Source organism: Flavobacterium sp. GNP010, assembly GCF_056428945.1.
Genome location: NZ_JBWJVK010000010.1, coordinates 76,176 through 94,347, shown reverse-complemented (window position 1 = coordinate 94,347; position 18,172 = coordinate 76,176). Strand labels below are relative to the sequence as shown.

Annotated in this window: 11 protein-coding genes and 1 tRNA gene; 5 read left to right on the top strand and 7 right to left on the bottom strand. The window is 35.0% G+C overall.

The genetic code is table 11. From position 1 onward, the window contains the following. Positions 1 to 17 precede the first annotated feature (17 nt). Entirely contained in the window at positions 18 to 1,793 is a 1,776-nt protein-coding gene (locus tag AC061C_RS06250) for an AMP-dependent synthetase/ligase (protein WP_478290448.1), read from the bottom strand. Between the two features lie 920 nt (positions 1,794 to 2,713). Between AC061C_RS06250 and AC061C_RS06245 the strand changes: the two genes are divergently transcribed. After that, positions 2,714 to 3,637 carry a LysR family transcriptional regulator gene (locus AC061C_RS06245; protein ID WP_478290447.1) on the top strand — a complete coding sequence of 308 codons (924 nt, stop codon included), beginning with the start codon at positions 2,714 to 2,716 and terminating at the stop codon, positions 3,635 to 3,637. Positions 3,638 to 3,721: 84 nt separating this feature from the next. On the opposite strand, the gene purL is transcribed toward AC061C_RS06245, so the two are convergent. From purL to AC061C_RS06225, 4 genes are all read right to left on the bottom strand, one after another. Then, positions 3,722 to 7,423, bottom strand: a complete 3,702-nt coding sequence (gene purL / locus AC061C_RS06240) for a phosphoribosylformylglycinamidine synthase (protein WP_478290446.1) — start codon at positions 7,421 to 7,423, stop codon at positions 3,722 to 3,724. 91 nt (positions 7,424 to 7,514) lie between these two features. Beyond that, positions 7,515 to 9,356: an endonuclease gene (locus AC061C_RS06235; RefSeq protein ID WP_478290445.1), complete on the bottom strand. Its 1,842-nt coding sequence runs from the start codon at positions 9,354 to 9,356 to the stop codon at positions 7,515 to 7,517. A 330-nt stretch (positions 9,357 to 9,686) separates the two neighbouring features. Next, positions 9,687 to 11,525, bottom strand: a complete 1,839-nt coding sequence (locus AC061C_RS06230) for an endonuclease (protein WP_478290444.1) — start codon at positions 11,523 to 11,525, stop codon at positions 9,687 to 9,689. A 159-nt stretch (positions 11,526 to 11,684) separates the two neighbouring features. Then, a complete protein-coding gene (locus AC061C_RS06225; RefSeq protein WP_478290462.1) occupies positions 11,685 to 13,211 on the bottom strand; it encodes a hypothetical protein in 1,527 nt (508 codons plus the stop codon). Between the two features lie 117 nt (positions 13,212 to 13,328). On the opposite strand from AC061C_RS06225, the gene AC061C_RS06220 reads away from it, so the two are divergent. From AC061C_RS06220 to AC061C_RS06205, 4 genes are all read left to right on the top strand, one after another. After that, positions 13,329 to 13,766, top strand: coding sequence for a PaaI family thioesterase (locus AC061C_RS06220; RefSeq protein ID WP_478290443.1), 438 nt, complete (start codon positions 13,329 to 13,331; stop codon positions 13,764 to 13,766). Beyond that, positions 13,766 to 14,860, top strand: coding sequence for a chorismate-binding protein (locus AC061C_RS06215; protein WP_478290442.1), 1,095 nt, complete (start codon positions 13,766 to 13,768; stop codon positions 14,858 to 14,860). The genes AC061C_RS06220 and AC061C_RS06215 overlap by 1 nt, the downstream gene beginning before the upstream one ends. A 49-nt stretch (positions 14,861 to 14,909) precedes the next feature. Next, positions 14,910 to 15,626, top strand: coding sequence for a bacillithiol biosynthesis deacetylase BshB1 (bshB1, locus tag AC061C_RS06210; RefSeq protein WP_417977397.1), 717 nt, complete (start codon positions 14,910 to 14,912; stop codon positions 15,624 to 15,626). A 74-nt stretch (positions 15,627 to 15,700) separates the two neighbouring features. Then, positions 15,701 to 15,776 (top strand) — tRNA-His (locus AC061C_RS06205). 104 nt (positions 15,777 to 15,880) lie between these two features. Here AC061C_RS06205 and AC061C_RS06200 read toward each other — a convergent pair. Next, positions 15,881 to 16,711 (bottom strand): ferritin-like domain-containing protein, encoded by an 831-nt coding sequence (locus AC061C_RS06200; protein WP_478290441.1) that lies wholly within the window; start codon positions 16,709 to 16,711, stop codon positions 15,881 to 15,883. Between the two features lie 22 nt (positions 16,712 to 16,733). Beyond that, entirely contained in the window at positions 16,734 to 17,477 is a 744-nt protein-coding gene (locus AC061C_RS06195; RefSeq protein ID WP_478290440.1) for a ferritin-like domain-containing protein, read from the bottom strand. Between the last annotated feature and the right edge of the window lie 695 nt (positions 17,478 to 18,172).

Genomic DNA, 18,172 nt, shown 5'->3' with positions numbered 1-18,172 from the left:
AACGGTTTTATTAAAGGCTAATTATAGATTTTATGGAACAAATCAATATATTTCTCCATCACTATTTTTCGTTTCAGTTTTAGAGTTGGAGTGAGCTGTCCGCCTTCAATAGACCACACGTCAGGTGTAAGTTCAAAACGTTTTATCTTCTCCCAATTTCCAAATTTTTCATTGAGACTCTCAATTTCTTCCTGAATTCTGGCAATAACTTTTTCATTAGAAACAATTTCTTCATTGCTTTTTCCAACATCAATTCCATGGATAACGCCCCATTCTTTGATGAACTCAAAACTTGGTTGAATGAAAGCTGCTGGCATTTTTTGACCATCACCAATCACCATAATTTGTTCAATAAAACGAGATTGTTTCATTGTATTTTCAATTAATTGCGGTGCAATGTATTTTCCTCCTGAGGTTTTGAACATTTCTTTTTTACGATCGGTGATCTTCAAGAAGCCTTGATCGTCAAAAATTCCAATATCTCCTGTATGGAAGAATCCGTTCGTAATTACTTCGCTAGTTAATTTTTCGTCTTTGTAATATCCCATCATCACATTAGGTCCTTTACAAAGAATTTCGCCGTCTTCTGCAATTAGCACTTCGACATTATCAATTACTTTCCCTACGGTACCAACCTTGAAACCGTTATTTCTAATATCGTTAACGGATATTACAGGAGAAGTCTCGGTTAAACCATATCCTTCCATTACTGGAATTTCTGCTGCTGCAAATATTCGAGCCAATCGTGGTTGTAAAGCGGCACTACCTGAAACCATTAGATCAAGATTGCCACCCAAACCTTCTTTCCATTTGCTAAAAATAAGTTTGCGAGCAATTTTTAGTTGGAACTCATACCAAAAACCATTTTTGCCGTAAGGTTCATAACGCAGTCCTAAATCTATTGCCCAAAAGAATAAACTCTTTTTGATGCCTGTTAACTCAGTTCCTTTGGCGTAAATTTTATCGTATACTTTTTCTAAAAGTCTTGGAACAGCCGTAATGACAGTTGGTCTAACTTCTTTTAGATTGTCACTAATTTTATCAATTGATTCACCAAAATATATTGAAACTCCATAGTATTGGTATAAATATAATATCATTCTTTCAAAGATATGGCAAATAGGTAGAAAGCTTAGTGCACGGGTTTTTCCTGCTTCAAAAGGAATTCTGGAAGCACTGTCCAATACGTTTGAAACAATATTTTGATGTGATAGCATCACTCCTTTTGGTCTTCCTGTTGTGCCAGAAGTATATATGATAGTGGCCAAATCTTTGGATTGCACATTGTTTTTTCGATCCTCAACTTCGCTTTGATTTCCAGTATCAACACCTAAAATTAGTAAGTCGTTCCAGTTTTTACAGCCTTCAATTTCGTTGAAAGAATAGACTTCTTTCACATTTGGAATTTTATCACGAATTAAATTTATCTTCCTTAAAATTTCTGCATCTGATACAAAACAGTAGATTGCGCCAGAGTGATTCAGGATATATTCGTAATCATCTTCAGAAATTGTTGGGTAAATGGGAACAGTTTGCGCACCAGTTTGCAACACACCAATATCCATAATATTCCATTCGGTTCTATTATTAGTAGAAATAATGGCAATTTTATCGTCTTTTTGAACATTCATTTTCAAAAGTGCTCTCGAAACAGCATTTGCTTTTGCAATGTATTCTTGTGTAGAAGTTTTTATCCAAACTCCATTTTGCTTTGTTGTTAAAGCATCTGGAATTGAAGTGTATTTATTTTGTTGATAATAGGGAAAATCAAAAAGTCTGGTGATTGAAGTCATTATGCGAAAATTGAATTGACGCGCAAATTAAATAAAATTTAATAAAAATTGTTAAATTTCAAAAATTAAATGAAAAATTAAACTAGAAATGACACTTTTTACGAAATCGTTTTCTTTGAATTAAGTGTAAAAAGTTGATAGTAAACTACGAATTTGATTTTCATAGGTTTTCTAAATGAATTCGTTACCAAGATGACTTCTTACTTTTTTACAGAAAAGTAAACAGCTATTTTTATAAAATCTTCTAAGTAGCTGATGATATTTCGATTTTAGGTGTCTGTGCCACCTTAAATATTGCTGGGTATTTATGGCAACGTTTATTCTTAAGAACTTAATTTTTTGTATTTGGAGATTAAATAGTACCCTATTTATTGGATTTAAAGTATGAAGTTTTGAACTTTAAAAGGGAATGATAATTGAGTGCTAGTGTCGCAATTATAATGTGGTTAAAGTTTTGAAATACGAAAGGGAATAAATGCTGGTTTTGAAGTTTTCTTAATTGGTTTTAACCAAAAATTAGACTTCGAAGCAATGCAAAAAAAATAAATGAAGGTAGTAAGTAATTATTTAAAAAACCATTTCTAGGTTTGAATTTACTTTTTGAATCATAAAAAAGAATTATTCGCTTAACTGAATATAATTTTCAGTTAAGCGAATATAATAAACTTCTCCATGCAAAATCATTATCTTAGTATTTGGCTACTAATTCAAAATATTAGAAAATGTAATGATAGAGAGTTTGTTTATGGCACACTTGGTGCGGTAGTTCTGTTTATTTTAGCTATTTACTTAAAAAGATAAATATAATTATATAATATTAAATTTATTCAAATAAAAAATTAAATAATTAACAATAAAGATAGTTATTCTTTTTGGTTGTTTTTTATTTACATTTGTAATAGTTATCATTAAATTAATCTATGAATTATACTTTACATCAACTTCAGATATTTTTAAAAGTTGTTAAAACGCAGAGTGTCACTAAGGCCTCAGAGGAACTTCACTTAACGCAACCAGCTGTTTCTATTCAACTTAAAAATTTTCAGGATCAATTTGATATTCCATTAACTGAAGTGGTTGGTAGAAGATTGTATGTAACTGAGTTTGGAATTGAAATTGCTGAGGTTGCTCAAAACATAATCGATCAGGTAGAGACTATCAATTTCAAAACCATGGCCTATAAGGGGCAATTAACAGGACGATTAAAAGTATCTATTGTTTCAACTGGCAAATATGTAATGCCATATTTTCTAGCTGATTTTATGAAAGTAAATTCTGGAATTGAATTGCAAATGGATGTTACCAATAAGAGTCGTGTAATCAGTAGTTTGGAGAAAAATGAAATTGATTTTGCACTAGTATCGGTATTGCCTGCTTCTTTAAATATTGAAAAATTAGATTTATTGCAAAACAAATTGTTTTTGGTTGCCAATAGCAAAACAGATTCTAAAAGGCTTGAAAATTCAAAAGACATATTTACAGAAATACCACTTATTTATAGAGAGAAGGGTTCTGGAACACGTCAAATGATGGAAAATTTTATTGAGAGAAATACTGTTTTAATTCGAAAAAAAATGGAGCTCACTTCAAATGAAGCGGTTAAACAGGCAGTTATTGCAGGTTTAGGATGTTCTATTATGCCATTAATAGGAATAAAAAACGAACTCATAAACAAGGAATTACAAATCATTCCCTTTAAGGGTTTGCCAATTAAAACTACTTGGAGTTTGATATGGCTCAAAGGGAAAAAACACTCTCCTGCAGCTGGTGCACTATTAGACTATATTAAAAAGGAAAAAAGTAATATTGTAAAAGAAAAATTCAATTGGTCTGAAGATTACTAATTTTTAATATCGTTGTGCATATGTTGTTTTAATTATGTAAAAAAAGCGCTCCCTTTCGAAAGCACTTTGCATATTATAATTAAATTAATTTTTCTCAACCCATTTTCTAGCATTTACAAAAGCTTCATGCCAAGGCGAAACTTCATCATTCCTATCTTTTGGATAATTTGCCCAGTTCCATTGAAAAGTAGAACGCTCAATATGCGGCATCATCACCAAATGGCGACCAGATTTGTCACATAGCATAGCCGCATTAAAATCAGAGCCATTAGGATTTGCTGGATAACTATTGTAAGCATATTTAGAGACAATAGTATAATTTTCCTCTGGCTCAGGTAAATTGAACTTTCCTTCCCCGTGCGAAACCCAAACACCTAAAGTGCTTCCCGCTAAGGTAGACAACATTACCGAATTGTTTTCTTGAACCGTTACTGATGTAAAAATGCTTTCGTGTTTTTGACTGTCGTTGTGCAACATTTTCCCATGAACTTTATGTTCTGGATTGATTAATTCCAATTCCATAAACAACTGGCACCCATTACAAATTCCAACCGATATCGTATCTTCTCTTTTAAAGAAATTCTTCAAAGCTGTATTTGCTTTTTCATTATATTTAAATGCTCCAGCCCATCCTTTGGCAGAGCCTAAAACATCAGAGTTAGAGAAACCTCCAACGGCTCCAATGAACTGAATGTCTTCCAGGGTTTCGCGACCAGAAATTAAATCGGTCATGTGAACGTCTTTAACATCAAAACCGGCCAAATACATAGCATTTGCCATTTCACGTTCCGAATTACTTCCTTTTTCACGAATAATTGCCGCTTTTGGTCTATCTCCCATCTCCTTTGGAGAGGGGCTGGGGGTGAGGATTCCGTCAAAATGTAATGGGAAAGTAAACTGTAAAGGTTGATTCGCGAAATTTTCATAACGCTCTAATGATTTGCCATTTTTGGTTTGTTTCTGATCTAATAAGAAGGATGTTTCATACCAAATTTCTCTATATTTTTTTGAAGAAAATTTAAATGTATCTTCATGATTCACAATAGAAATAGTATCCGAATTAGTAACCGTTCCAATATTGAAAATTTCAACGCCATTCGCTTTAAATATGGCTTCTACTTCCGCATCTGCTTGGAAAACTACTGCAATATTTTCTGAAAATAATAATTTAGTAGAATCGATTTCATTAATAGAAGTTAAGTCGAAATTTGCCCCTAAATTCACATCGGCAAAACACATTTCTAATAAAGTTGTGATTAATCCACCGCTTCCAATATCGTGTCCGGCTTTGATTTTTCTTTCTTTAATTAAATCTTGTAACGTATTAAATGCTGTTTTAAAGAACGCAGCATTTTTGATAGTAGGCGTTTCATTACCTATTTTATTTTGTGTTTGATTGAATGACGAACCTCCCAATTTAAAAGCATCTTGAGATAAGTTTAAGTAGTAAATATTTCCGCCATTATGTTGTAAAACTGGCTCTACAACTTTCGTAATATTTGAACAATTTCCAGCAGCTGAAATAATAACCGTTCCTGGTGCAATTACTTCATCATTCGGATATTTTTGTTTCATCGAAAGCGAATCTTTTCCGGTTGGAATATTAATTCCTAATTCGATAGCGAAATCAGAACAACTTTGAACCGCTTCATATAAACGAGCATCTTCACCTTCATTTTTACAAGCCCACATCCAGTTTGCAGATAAAGAAACTGAATCTAATCCATCTTTCAATGGTGCCCAAACTAAGTTAGAAAGTGACTCAGCAATAGCATTTCTTGTACCAGCAACTGGATCAATTAAAGACGAAATAGGAGCGTGCCCAATGGATGTGGCAATTCCTTCTTTTCCTTTGAAGTCTAAAGCCATTACACCTACATTATTTAAAGGTAATTGTAACGGTCCAGCACATTGTTGTTTGGCTACTTTTCCACCTACACAACGGTCGACTTTGTTCGTTAACCAATCTTTACAAGCCACAGCTTCAAGTTGTAAAACTTGCTCTAAATAGGTTGGAATTTCTTTCGAGTTATATTCTGAATTGCTATAATTTCTAGCAATTGTTTTGTCATTCATAATTGTTTTTGGGGAACTTCCGAAAAAGTCTTCCAAAGCATAATCCATAGGTTTTAAACCTGTAGATTCGGATTGGAAGGTAAATCTATGATCATTAGTAACCACGCCCACTTCATACATTGGAGAGCGTTCTCTATCGGCAATTCGTTGTAAGATGTCCATGTCTTTCTCACCAATCACTAATCCCATTCTTTCTTGAGATTCGTTCCCTATGATTTCTTTGGCAGAAAGTGTAGGATCTCCAACTGGCAATTTATCTAAATCGATTAATCCTCCTGTTTCTTCAACTAATTCAGATAAACAATTCAAATGTCCACCTGCACCATGATCGTGAATAGAAACAATTGGGTTGTAATCACTTTCCACTAAACCACGAATGGCATTAGCGGCACGTTTTTGCATTTCTGGATTCGATCGTTGGATCGCATTTAATTCAATTCCAGAACCAAAAGCTCCTGTATCTGCAGATGAAACGGCAGCTCCACCCATTCCAATTCTATAATTCTCTCCACCAAGAATGACAATTTTATCACCTTCTTGTGGTTTCTTTTTAATCGCTTGATCTAATTTTCCGTACCCAATTCCACCTGCTTGCATGATTACTTTGTCATAACCTAACTTGCGGTTTTTTAATTCCCCTTCTTTGGAGGGGTTAGGGGTGGTTTCTTCGTGTTCGAAAGTTAAAACCGAACCTGTAATTAATGGTTGTCCGAATTTGTTTCCGAAATCTGAAGCTCCATTTGAGGCTTTAATCAAAATATCCATTGGTGTTTGATACAACCAAGGACGTTCCGCCATAGCTTCTTCGTGTTTACGATTGTTGGTCAATCTCGAATAGGAAGTCATGTAAACCGCTGTTCCTGCTAATGGTAATGAACCTTGTCCACCAGCCAATCGGTCACGAATTTCTCCTCCAGAACCTGTTGCAGCTCCGTTGAAAGGTTCCACAGTTGTTGGGAAATTGTGTGTTTCTGCTTTTAATGACAATACCGATTCAAATTCTTTTTCTTCGTAAAAATCTGGTTTGTCAGCACTTTTTGGTGCGAATTGTGTGGCTTTCGGACCTTTAACAAAAGCTACGTTGTCTTTATAAGCTGAAACAATATCTCTAGGATTTTGTTCCGATGTTTTTTTGATTAATTTGAATAATGAAGTTGGTTTTTCTTCGCCATCCACTACAAAAGTTCCATTAAAAATTTTATGACGACAGTGTTCAGAATTGGCTTGTGAGAAAGCAAAAATTTCAGAATCCGTAAGTTTTCTGCTTAATTTGGTTGCCAAATTATCTAAGTATTCAACTTCTTCTAAACTTAAAGCTAAACCTTCTTGTTTGTTATAGGCATCAATATCATCAATTTCTAAAATAGCTTCAGGTTCAATATTTACAGTAAATATATCTTGATGTAATTCCGAGTATTTTTGAAGTAACATTGGATCAAAATCAGTAAACTCAGCTGCTACCTTTTCGAATTCTTCAATTCTAATAATTCCAGAAATCCCCATGTTTTGAGTGATTTCTACTGCATTAGTGCTCCATGGTGTAACCATAGCGGCACGAGGTCCAACAAAAAAATCCGTGAGTACGGATTTTTCTAGAATATGTGCGTCGGCAAAAAGCCAATTGAGTTTTGAAATGTCTTGAGCTGAGATTTCGTTTTGCGTTTGTACTGCAAAAACGGTTTTACTTTGGTTTTCAAAGAAATGAATCATTGTTGTGTAGTTTGTTGTATTGCGGTGCAAATTTAATCAATTTTGATTACATTTTGAGCAAAAAAAAAGCGGCAATTTGCCGCTTTTTAATTTAGTTGATTATTAATTTCTTTATGACTGATTCCTGATTGGTACTGATGCGAACCAAGTAGGTTCCTCGAGCAATATTTGGAATTGTAATTTCAGATTTGGTAGTGTTTTCTGCACTGAAAATTTTCTGACCGATTATGGAGTAAACTTCGATAGAATACATTTGGTTCGAATTGTTGATAGTAAAAGTTCCATTGGATGGATTTGGATAAATAACAATGGCATCAAGAGCAACATCAAGAGTAGTTTTTGGCTCCTTTGCAAGCACACGACTTCCTAAGTTATTACAAGTGTCTAATGCAAAGACATCCCATTGAGTAGCTTTGTTAAAAGTGGTTGAAGGCGCCATTACAGTCGCTTTTCTGCGGATGGTTTCATCAATTGAGAAGTTTGCAGTTCCGCCATTGAATGTACCAATGATATCAATCAGAATTCCGTTTTTGAACAGACCCACGGCATCATTTCCATTAAATGCCATTTCGGTAGCAGATGTAGAAAGATTGGCAGCGCTAGTAGCATAACAGGAAGAGGACATTAGACTATTTACGATAGTGAATTTACTACCAGAACTCAAGGTTCCAGATAAAGGTAAGCCTGCGCTCCACGCTCCAGCGCCATTGCTTTGTTTTTTGATGCTGTAGATGGATAAGTTGACTGCTACACCAGTAGCATTTGAAATTTCTAACGCTTTATTATTTGAAGAACCTTCTATGTACTCCGAAAATAATAAATCAGTTGCTGTGTTGTTCGAATTAGTAACTACAGTCAAAGAATTACTCGTTGCAGATAAATTTCCTGCTGCATCTTTTGCTCGCACAGTAAAGGTATAGCTAGTGGCTGCTGTCAAGCTACCCACAACAGTGTTCAAAGTGGTAACCGTTGTTCTCAAAACACCATTTACATATACATTATAGCCTGTTACGCCTACGTTATCAGTAGATGCATTCCATGCAAGTGTTACTGATGTTGTCGTTTTAGATGTTGATGTTAGCGATGTTGGTGTACTAGGAACCGTAGTGTCGGTTGTTCCACCTCCTGTAGTTCCACCCCAAATAGCGCTTACATAAGCGGGATTGTCAATAAAAGGATTTCTATTTCCTTGGCGTGCATAAATAGCATTATTTCTCTCAATTTCTCTTGCACTCACCGGGTCATTGGCATGCCATGAAAGTAACAAATTTAAAAATGCGGTCGTGAATACTTGGTTGCTGCTACCATTAAACATGGCAAAAGGATAGCCAGCTACCGTATTTTCATAACGTGTTGCAAAATAAAAATACATTCGGGCTATATCGCCTTTAAAAGCCGGCGCTGGTTCAAAAACAGTTCCAGTATATCCAGAAACAGCACTTGTGCCTAATTTACTTCCGTTTAAAGTTGTTATTGATGCCGTTGCTACGTTACCATGTGGAAAACTAGAACGTATGCCGTTTACTTTTCCATCAGTTGGCGGAATAAAATGTGCGTCAGATACCATTGGTGCTGCAGAGTTAAAAGTAGATTGTGGAATTACGTGCTCTCTATTGTAGCAATCGCCCTCAACTGAATAAGTACCACATTGTTCTGTTGTAAGAATAAAAGTGTATGGATCGGCTCCGTTTTGATTCTCAGAATACAGGTCGAAAATAGTGTTGTCATTTTCATTTTGATGGTCCCTATCCGATGTAGCATAGGTAGTCCAGAGTCCAGCATACCCTTGATCAGTATGCCCTTTTATTACATTGTATAGTTGGGTTTTTAAAGTGTATCCGGTTCCTGTTGCTGTACTGTAATAGCCGCTCGGTGCTTGTGCTGATGCAACAGATAAGAATAAGAATAATAATGCAGAGTAAATTTTTTTCATTGTTTAAAGTTGTTATGGTTTTTGTAGTTAACTTCAATATTTAAAAACTTGATTCTCAAGTTTAAAATAGTTAAGTCGCACAAATTTATAACTTTAAAGCTGTTTCATGTTAACAAATTGTAAAGGTATTTAAGATTTTTTTAACAAAACTATTAACATTTAAGCTATCATAAGCGAAGTCTTACTTAAATAGAATGAATTCTAATTTTAAACGCTGTAGCAGCATATTTTGGATTACTATTATTTAAAAATACTGCAGCAATTTTTTAATTAGGGAATAAAAAAAGCGGCATAAAAATGCCGCTTTAAATTTCATTATGTTATTAAATATTAGTTCACAATTAGTTTTTTAGTAACCGATTGCGAGTTATTAGTTATTTTAACAAAGTAAATACCTTTTTGTAAGTTGTTAATAGCTGCAGAAGGAATTTCACGAAATGACTTTTCAAACACTTTTTGTCCTAAAACCGAAAATATTTGAACATCATAATTCTCATTGGCATTTTCAAAATTGATTTTTACGCTTCCATGGGATGGATTTGGGTAAATTGTAACTTTTGATTCTTCTAAATCAACAGTAGATAAAGTTGCTAATGCGTGACTTCCTAGGCCATTACAAGTATCTTTAGCATATAAATCCCATTCGGCTGCTTTGTTAAAAGTTACATTTGGTGCAGAAATGCTTGGTTTTCTTCGTAAGGTTTCGTCAGCTGCAAAATTCGCAGTACCACCATTGAAAGTTCCAATTACATCAATAAGGACGCCATTTTTAAACAAGCCCATTGCATCATTTCCATTAAAAGCTTCTTGTGCAGAAGATAAGTTTGCGCTGGAAGCTGCATAGCAGGATAATGCTATTTGCGGATCAACTAAAATGAATACAGCTCCATTATTTAATGTACCCGTTAAATTTAAACCTGCACTCCAAGCTCCGGCGCCATTGGACTGTTTTCTTATGGAATAAACAGATAAGTCAACCGCTGCTCCTGTAAAATTAGCTATTTCTAAAGCCTTGTTAAAACTACTTCCTTCTACATATTCCGAGAAGAATATTTCTGAAGCTGTCGTTCCACCAGTAGGGGCTGCAGTTGTTGTTCCAACTACTGTAGTACTTGCTGGAGACGAATTTCTTTCTGCATCTCGCGCTATTAAATAAAATGAATACGAAGTTGAAGGATTTAATCCAGACACAGTAGCAGTTAAACCAGTTTCTGTAGATTTTAAAGTTCCATTTACATATAAATCATACCCTGTTACTGCAACATTATCTGTAGCTGCTGACCATGATACCGACGCAGTGTTTGATGTAGTTGTTGTTACCATCAAATTAGTAGGCGCAGTTGGTGCCTGCGTATCAACTGGTTCTGTTGTCCAAACAGATGCAACATATTCAGGATGATCAATATAAGGATTTCTATTATTTTGGCGAGCATAAATGGCATTATTACGAGCAATTTCTCTAGCACTTACTGGATCTTGATTGTGCCATGCCAGCAATTGATTTAAAAATGCTGTTGTAAATACTTTATTAGTCGTATTATTGAACATTGCGTAATTGTAGGTTGAAACTGTATTTTCATAACGTGTGGCAAAATAAAAATACATTCTAGCTATATCACCTTTAAATTCATTGATTGGTTCAAAAACGGGCCCTGTATAACCAGTCGTAGTACTAGCTCCCAATTTACTTCCATTTCTTGTAGTCTCTGTAGGTGTTACTACAACAGAATGCGGGTAGTTAGAACGGATCGCATTTACTTTTCCGTCTGTTGGAGTAATAAAATGAGCATCAGAAACCATTGGTGATGCTGAATTAAAAATGGATTGTGGTATAATATGCTCTCGATTGTAACAATCGCCTTCAGCAACGTAATTTCCACATCGCTGGGTAGCAGTTATAGCATAAGTATACGGATCTACTCCTGCAGGATTTTCAGAATACATATCTAAGACAGTGCCATCTTTTTCAAAAAAATTATCGATATCAGAGGTTTCGTAAGTAATGTAAAGGCCCGCGTAATCCTGAACTGTGTGACCTTTAATAATATTGTAAAGTTGCGTTTTTAAGGTATATCCCGTGCCGGTCGCCGTTGTATAGTAGTTTGCCGGTGCCTGACCAAAAGCTACTGTGAAAAGTAATAAAAAGAGCAAGGAGTAAATTTGTTTCATAATTTGATAATTGGTTGAAATTGTTTAAAATTAATTTTGCTTGAGGTGTTAAATTTTGGCAAAACTACTGTTTATTTCCCTATATCAAGTTATTAAATGTTTAATTAAATCAAGCTTAATTTTTGAATTTCAATTCGGTACGCGTTCTTTTATAGTGAGTTATTTAGGAAAAGTCTTATTTTGGTAAGCTCCCAAATCAGGGGGTACAGTTCTAGTATTTCCTAAAATGTCTAATGGAATTAAATACATCGAATTCCCTTTTGCAAAAGCGGCAGAAGTTTCATCGATATTGAACTTATTCTGAGATTGATTAAAATAGTTGGGATCTTTATTCAGAATGATTGCGTTGTAATGTGCTGTGTCGGTACTAAATTGATACAGCGGATTTGTACTAAATTGGTTCGAAATATTATCAAATTTAATTAAACAATTATTGAATTGGTATTCAAAAGCAGCTCCTGTTTTTTTATTTAAACTCATTTCATTGGCGTAGGAACCATAAATGATACAGTTATTGAAGGTTGCAGCACTCAAATCTTTCACTTCAGGAATAGCTCCAGTGATAAAGTTGCTTATTGCAACTGCTACCTGCTGAGAACTGTTCCAATTATTATTGAAGGTACAGTGGGTAAATAAATAAGTACCTCCATAAGAGCACGCTAAACTTGCCAAACCAGCTTTGTTGATGACTAAATTTTCTCCATTAATTTTTGCGGTCTGCGCCAAGATACCGTAGGTACTGCTATTGTAAATTTGGGTATTTTTTATAGCAACTGTAGTATTGTCATTGTTTTGAATTAGCAAGCCGATACTAGCATTTTTGATTGTAAGATGATTCAGTTTATTATTAGCACTTCCATCAGTAAGCCAAATAGTTCCCCATTGTCCCGGTACATCTGAGAAATCAGTTTCTAAACGATCGCCTTCAAAAACAACTTCATTTTCCAACTTGCCTGTAGTTGAGGGTGCTCCATTCACTTGAATCGAAGCTTTGTTGGCTACAATAAGACCAGAATTAGCATGAAAATGAACTCTTGTTCCTGCTTCAAAAGTAGCTGTTTTATTGGAAGGAATGGCGGCATATCCATAGATGACATACGGTTTGTTGTTGTTAAACTGCAACTCATTTCCGTTTACAGGATCATTTTCATCCAAATAAAAACCTTCAATTTTTTGTTCTCCAATAGGTAGCGTCTCTTTTGTTCCGTCAGCAAAGCGCTGTGGATAAAGGAAAACTGCATCTTGGATAAGAGTTACTAATTCAATATTTTGTTGATTGGCACCGCTATCAAACTGAATTTGATCTGTGTACAAAAAATCAGCTGGATTTGCATCAGCGATGTTAGCCGTGGTTTCAATAAAAACATACAAACTGTCTCTTGCTAACAACGCTACATTTGTAAAAATTTTCCCTGCTGTTCCTTGCATGCCATCAATTGTCATGCGGTATTTAGAACTCAATCCTTTACCTAATTTTATACTTGGTATGGTGATGTCATTTTTACTTTTGTTGTATACTTTAAGTCGGTAGGTACTCGACCCTATATTCGAAAAAACGGTATCAAGGTATATAGTATCCTTGGAAAACGCTAAATCGCCTGTGCTTGCTACTGTCTCAAAATCAGAACGGCAGGAACAAAGCGCAAGTGCTATTCCGATAAAAAGTAAAAGTATTTTGGGAGGCATCGAATTGTTTTTTTTGTAAAAATAGGGAAAATCTATTTTCAAAATAAGAATAACAATTGTAATTCCTATTTTGTAAGTCATCTTTTCTTTAATTTTACATTTTTTAAAGCAAATAATATGACATTCGACAAAGAAAAAATACTTCAGTATTGCAATCATGTTTCTAAGAATACTTTAATGCAAACGCTGAATATTGAATATACTGACGCAGGAGAAGATTTTTTAGTAGCCACGATGCCCGTGAATTCTGCAGTGCATCAGCCTATGGGATTGCTGCATGGAGGAGCTACGGTAGCTTTGGCAGAGAGTGTGGGTAGTGCCGCATCGATGCTTTTTGTAAATTCAGATGTGAGTGAAGTACGCGGGATCGAGATCGCAGCCAATCATTTGAAAGCCAAACGCGACGGAATCGTTACGGCAACAGCTAAAATAGTTCACAAAGGAAGAAGCATTCACTTGTGGGAAATTAGAATTACCGATGAAAGAAACAACTTGATTTCACTGTGTAAGCTTACCAATATGATTTTACCAAAAAGGAAAAGCGAAGATAAATAATGGAATCACTTGTAGCGAAAGCAAAAAAACACTTGCAGGAAGAACTTCCTTTTGTTCTGTATTGCAAACCCAATACTCCTGAGGTTGTTGGTTTTTTTCAGCGGGATGCTTCACTTTTTCAAGTTGATGATTTTACAGAAAAAGGATTTGTTATTTCGTCTTTTGATGGAAAAAACACCTTTTTGATTCCTGAAAATGAATCTGAAATTATGCGAGTTTCTTTCGAAAGTAATCAAGATTTATTTTTTTCTGAGAAGCAAACGACCATCGATGAATTGGCTAAAAAGGATTTTAAAGATTTGGTAGCCAAAGGAATTGAATCGATAAGTAAAAGTGATTTTAAAAAGGTTGTGTTGTCTCGAAAAGAAACTATTCCAGTACCTAATTTTGATTTAATAGCAACTTTCCGAAAATTACTCCAACTGTATCCTAGTACTTTTGTCTATTGTTTTTATCATCCTAAAATTGGGATTTGGTTAGGCGCCACACCAGAACAGTTATTGAAAGTTAATGCTGGTGTTTTTGAAACGATTTCTTTAGCAGGAACACAAAAAGACAGCGGAAGTACAGCAATTATTTGGCAGAAAAAAGAACAGGAAGAACAGCAATTTGTAACAGATTACATTGTTAATGAGTTAACTGCTGTTGCATCAGAAGTTTTGGTAACCCAACCTTACAGCATCAAAGCGGGTGAGATCTGGCATATTAAAACGGATATTTCTGGACGTTTGAATGTTCATGAGAGTTTAAAAAAAATCATTGAAATGCTCCATCCTACACCAGCGGTTTGCGGGTTACCTAAAAACAATGCTAAAGCTTTTATCATTCAAAATGAAGATTATGACCGGAGTTTTTACACGGGTTATTTGGGAGAATTGAATAGTAGCATGACTCCAAATGTTGTAAACTCAGATTTGTTTGTAAATTTACGTTGCATGCAAATTGGGGATACTTTAATCAATACTCCAAATACCACTGATATAGTGACTAAGGTTCATGTATACATGGGTTGCGGAATCACCAAGGATAGTATTCCCGAAAAAGAGTGGGAGGAAAGCGTTAATAAATCTATGACGATGAAAAAGGTATTGTAATTAAGAAAGAGACTGTTTTTTGTTCTGCTAAAAAATAATAAAAAAAATGATGAAATTAGACATACTAGCCTTTGGTGCGCATCCAGATGATGTAGAATTAGGTTGTGCAGGAACCATTTTAAAAGAAATTTCTTTGGGTAAAACCGTGGGAATAATCGATTTGACACGAGGGGAATTAGGCACGCGCGGATCGGCAGAAATTAGAGATCAAGAAGCAACTGCCGCTGCTGCTATTTTAGGTGTTTCTGCGCGAGAAAATCTAGAGATGAGAGATGGCTTTTTTGTTAATGACGAAAAACACCAATTGGAAATCATAAAAATGATTCGCAAATACCGACCCGAAATTGTCTTGTGTAATGCTATCGACGACCGCCATATTGATCATGAAAAAGGAAGTAAACTAGTGTCTGATGCCTGTTTTTTGTCAGGTTTAGTAAAGGTCGAGACAGCGATAGATGGAGAGGCGCAACACCCTTGGCGTCCTAAACTAGTATATCATTACATTCAATGGAAAAATATAGTTCCAGATTTTGTAGTTGACATTACAGGTTTTACAGATAAAAAAACTGAAGCGATTTTGGCCTACAGTTCTCAATTTTATGACGCCAACTCTAAGGAGCCTGAGTCGCCAATAACGAGTAAAAATTTCCTGGAAAGCTTAAATTACCGTTCCAGAGATTTAGGAAGACTTACTGGTGTAGATCATGCTGAAGGTTTTACTGTAGAAAGATATTTGGCAGTCAATAGCTTAGGCGATTTGATATAAATTTCACGTTATTTTTTAAAAAAAATATTTGCAAAAGTAAACTTATGTCGTATCTTTGCCACCGCTAAGCAAATGGTGGTTGTAGCTCAGTTGGTTAGAGCATCGGTTTGTGGTACCGAGGGTCGCGGGTTCGAGCCCCGTCTTCCACCCAGAAAGCAAAAGCCTCTCAGTAATGAGAGGCTTTTTTTGTGGGATAAAAAGATCTACATTAGTTCCTTTTATAATTGATTTATTCTAAGCAGGATAAATACTAATTACACAATAAACAGGTTGGCAATATTTACAGCTTGCAAAGTTGTCAAAGGCTCATCATAAGCTTCAGATCCCGCTGCTGCGCCAAAAAGCGTTGCGGTATTATAACCCGCTTGCATGGTAACTTCTTCACCATCATAAACCGCTTGAGTTGCTGCAGGCATTCCCGCACCTCTTTCGTTTCCAGTAATCCATCCTTTTAGTCCTCGCAATCTTCTTACTTCTGAGGCATGTCGTGCTTCTACAGAATGAATTTGCAATGCCGCAGTTAATAAATCTGGAGTAGAAATTAAATTAGCTGCTTGTCCTTTGTAGGCACGAACCCCAGTATCTTCAAAAGCTTGTGCTAGTGCAAGAAATTGCGCGTACGCCGCCGTAGTTCCAATTCCTGTTTTATTGAAAGGATCAAATGCCCCATTAACGGTAAAATCAAAGGTTGGTTTTGCAACAAAATTAGCACTTCCTGCACCACCCAATCCTGCAATTAGGAATGTTACGTGATCGGTTTCATGTGCAGAAATTTGCATAAATACTTTTTCATCTCTTCCGCCAGGTGGAATAACACCTGACGCTAGTCCCATAATATAGAATTCTTTCTCTAAATATTCTAAGACTAACGCAAGTTGCAAGGCGCCTATTGGTGTAGAAGGAGTTGGATTAATATCGGCTGCAAATGCTTTAGTAGAAGTCAAACCTGCAATTCCAAACGGAACTGCGGCTAAAGCAGCATTTTTACCTAAATGTCCAAATAAATTGAAACTATCTCTCCTGGAGGCTTTACCATTCATTAGATTTTCATTGGTAAACGGCTCTAAAAATTTTAATATATTCATAATGATACGTTTTAAGTGTTATTTACGGTAAAAATTTTGCTGTAAAAGCTGTTGTAATAAAGCCAGCAGCGATAGGAATCACCTGTGAAGGAGTTTTTACTACGTCAAGACCAGTTGAAGTATTAATCACATCATCTCCTGCAAAATCAGCTGAATTTGGGTTTATAAGGCTTCGTATAGCAGAGGCATGTCTTGCTTCTACAGAAACTATTTTCCCAGCTAATAACAAATAATCAGGATTAGTCAATAGTCTTCCAGCGCCGTTATATGCAGCAACTCCTGTGTCTTCTAGTGCTTTAGCTGTTGCTAGAACTTCATTACGGCTGTTGAAATTTAGGGTTCCGTAATTGAAAGCTAAATTTGGAAGAAGCTGTTTACTTGGATCTGGTAATGCTCCTGTTAACGCTGCTTTAAAAAACTCTCTGTGAATTACCTCATGATTGTATAAATCTGTCAGAATGGTTTGCTCTGTAGCATTAAACGTGATTCTAAAATTAGTTGCATTGACTACTTTAGTATAAAAGTCAGCTTCTAATTGCTCTAAAGCATAAGCATAACTCAGTACACCAAAATCATTTCCACCTAAATCAAATTTACCATCACGTACGCCTGGTAATTTTTGATCGGTAGCAGGACCGTCATCATCGTTACATCCCATCAAGATCAGTCCCGTGCTGGCGGCAACTAAACCACTGATTTTAAGAAATTCTCGACGGCCTTTCAGGGTCGCAGAACTTACTTCATGAATTTTAACTTCATTTTTCATAATTTAACAATTAAAATTAATACTAGTATTTAACACTTGGTCATAGCGAAAGAGTATTCCCCCAGAACCTAGATTTTTTTAAAAGCAAATAGAACAGAAGTCTTATCCACTTTTTTGTTTTTTAAGCTGTTGTAAAATATTTGCAGTAGCAGAATTAATAGTAGCTGTTATTTTTAAATTTTATATTGAAAGTATTACACTACACAAAATTTGATTTAATAGTTTTCTAACAAAAATTATGGAGAAGCCGCTATTTTTTGATCGCTGCCGAAATCGATTTTTAGTACAATTAGTAAATAATTTATTTCTTTTATTTATTCAAAATTAAGTTTTGTTGAAACAAGAAATTTATATAATTTTTATATTAACTTGTATAATTTATTACCTTTCAGTGGGTTGGCGAATATATTTAGTCTGGATAAAAAAATAATAGCTCAAAATTTAACTTGATGATTAATTTTTAAAAACATTTTCATTCCGTTTTAAATGAATGATAAAGATTTTTGCTCCTTCATTGTTAAATGAATTATTTGGTGATTTTTAAATTAATAGCGGTTTTTCATGCTATGGTTCAATTTTCCATGAACCAGGATGAAAACTATTACTCCTTTCCTTACAGGTTATGTACGAAGTTTTTATAAAGGTGGTTTTGCAGACCTTTTATTAATGAGTCTTAAATAATTACATATTCTTTT

Excerpts from the sequence above, each read along its gene's own strand:
- AC061C_RS06250 (WP_478290448.1), bottom strand. The coding sequence starts at position 1,793 with ATGACTTCAATCACCAGACTTTTTGATTTTCCCTATTATCAACAAAAT.
- AC061C_RS06245 (WP_478290447.1), top strand. The coding sequence starts at position 2,714 with ATGAATTATACTTTACATCAACTTCAGATATTTTTAAAAGTTGTTAAA.
- purL (WP_478290446.1), bottom strand. The coding sequence starts at position 7,423 with ATGATTCATTTCTTTGAAAACCAAAGTAAAACCGTTTTTGCAGTACAA.
- AC061C_RS06235 (WP_478290445.1), bottom strand. The coding sequence starts at position 9,356 with ATGAAAAAAATTTACTCTGCATTATTATTCTTATTCTTATCTGTTGCA.
- AC061C_RS06230 (WP_478290444.1), bottom strand. The coding sequence starts at position 11,525 with ATGAAACAAATTTACTCCTTGCTCTTTTTATTACTTTTCACAGTAGCT.
- AC061C_RS06225 (WP_478290462.1), bottom strand. The coding sequence starts at position 13,211 with ATGCCTCCCAAAATACTTTTACTTTTTATCGGAATAGCACTTGCGCTT.
- AC061C_RS06220 (WP_478290443.1), top strand. The coding sequence starts at position 13,329 with ATGACATTCGACAAAGAAAAAATACTTCAGTATTGCAATCATGTTTCT.
- AC061C_RS06215 (WP_478290442.1), top strand. The coding sequence starts at position 13,766 with ATGGAATCACTTGTAGCGAAAGCAAAAAAACACTTGCAGGAAGAACTT.
- bshB1 (WP_417977397.1), top strand. The coding sequence starts at position 14,910 with ATGAAATTAGACATACTAGCCTTTGGTGCGCATCCAGATGATGTAGAA.
- AC061C_RS06200 (WP_478290441.1), bottom strand. The coding sequence starts at position 16,711 with ATGAATATATTAAAATTTTTAGAGCCGTTTACCAATGAAAATCTAATG.
- AC061C_RS06195 (WP_478290440.1), bottom strand. The coding sequence starts at position 17,477 with ATGAAAAATGAAGTTAAAATTCATGAAGTAAGTTCTGCGACCCTGAAA.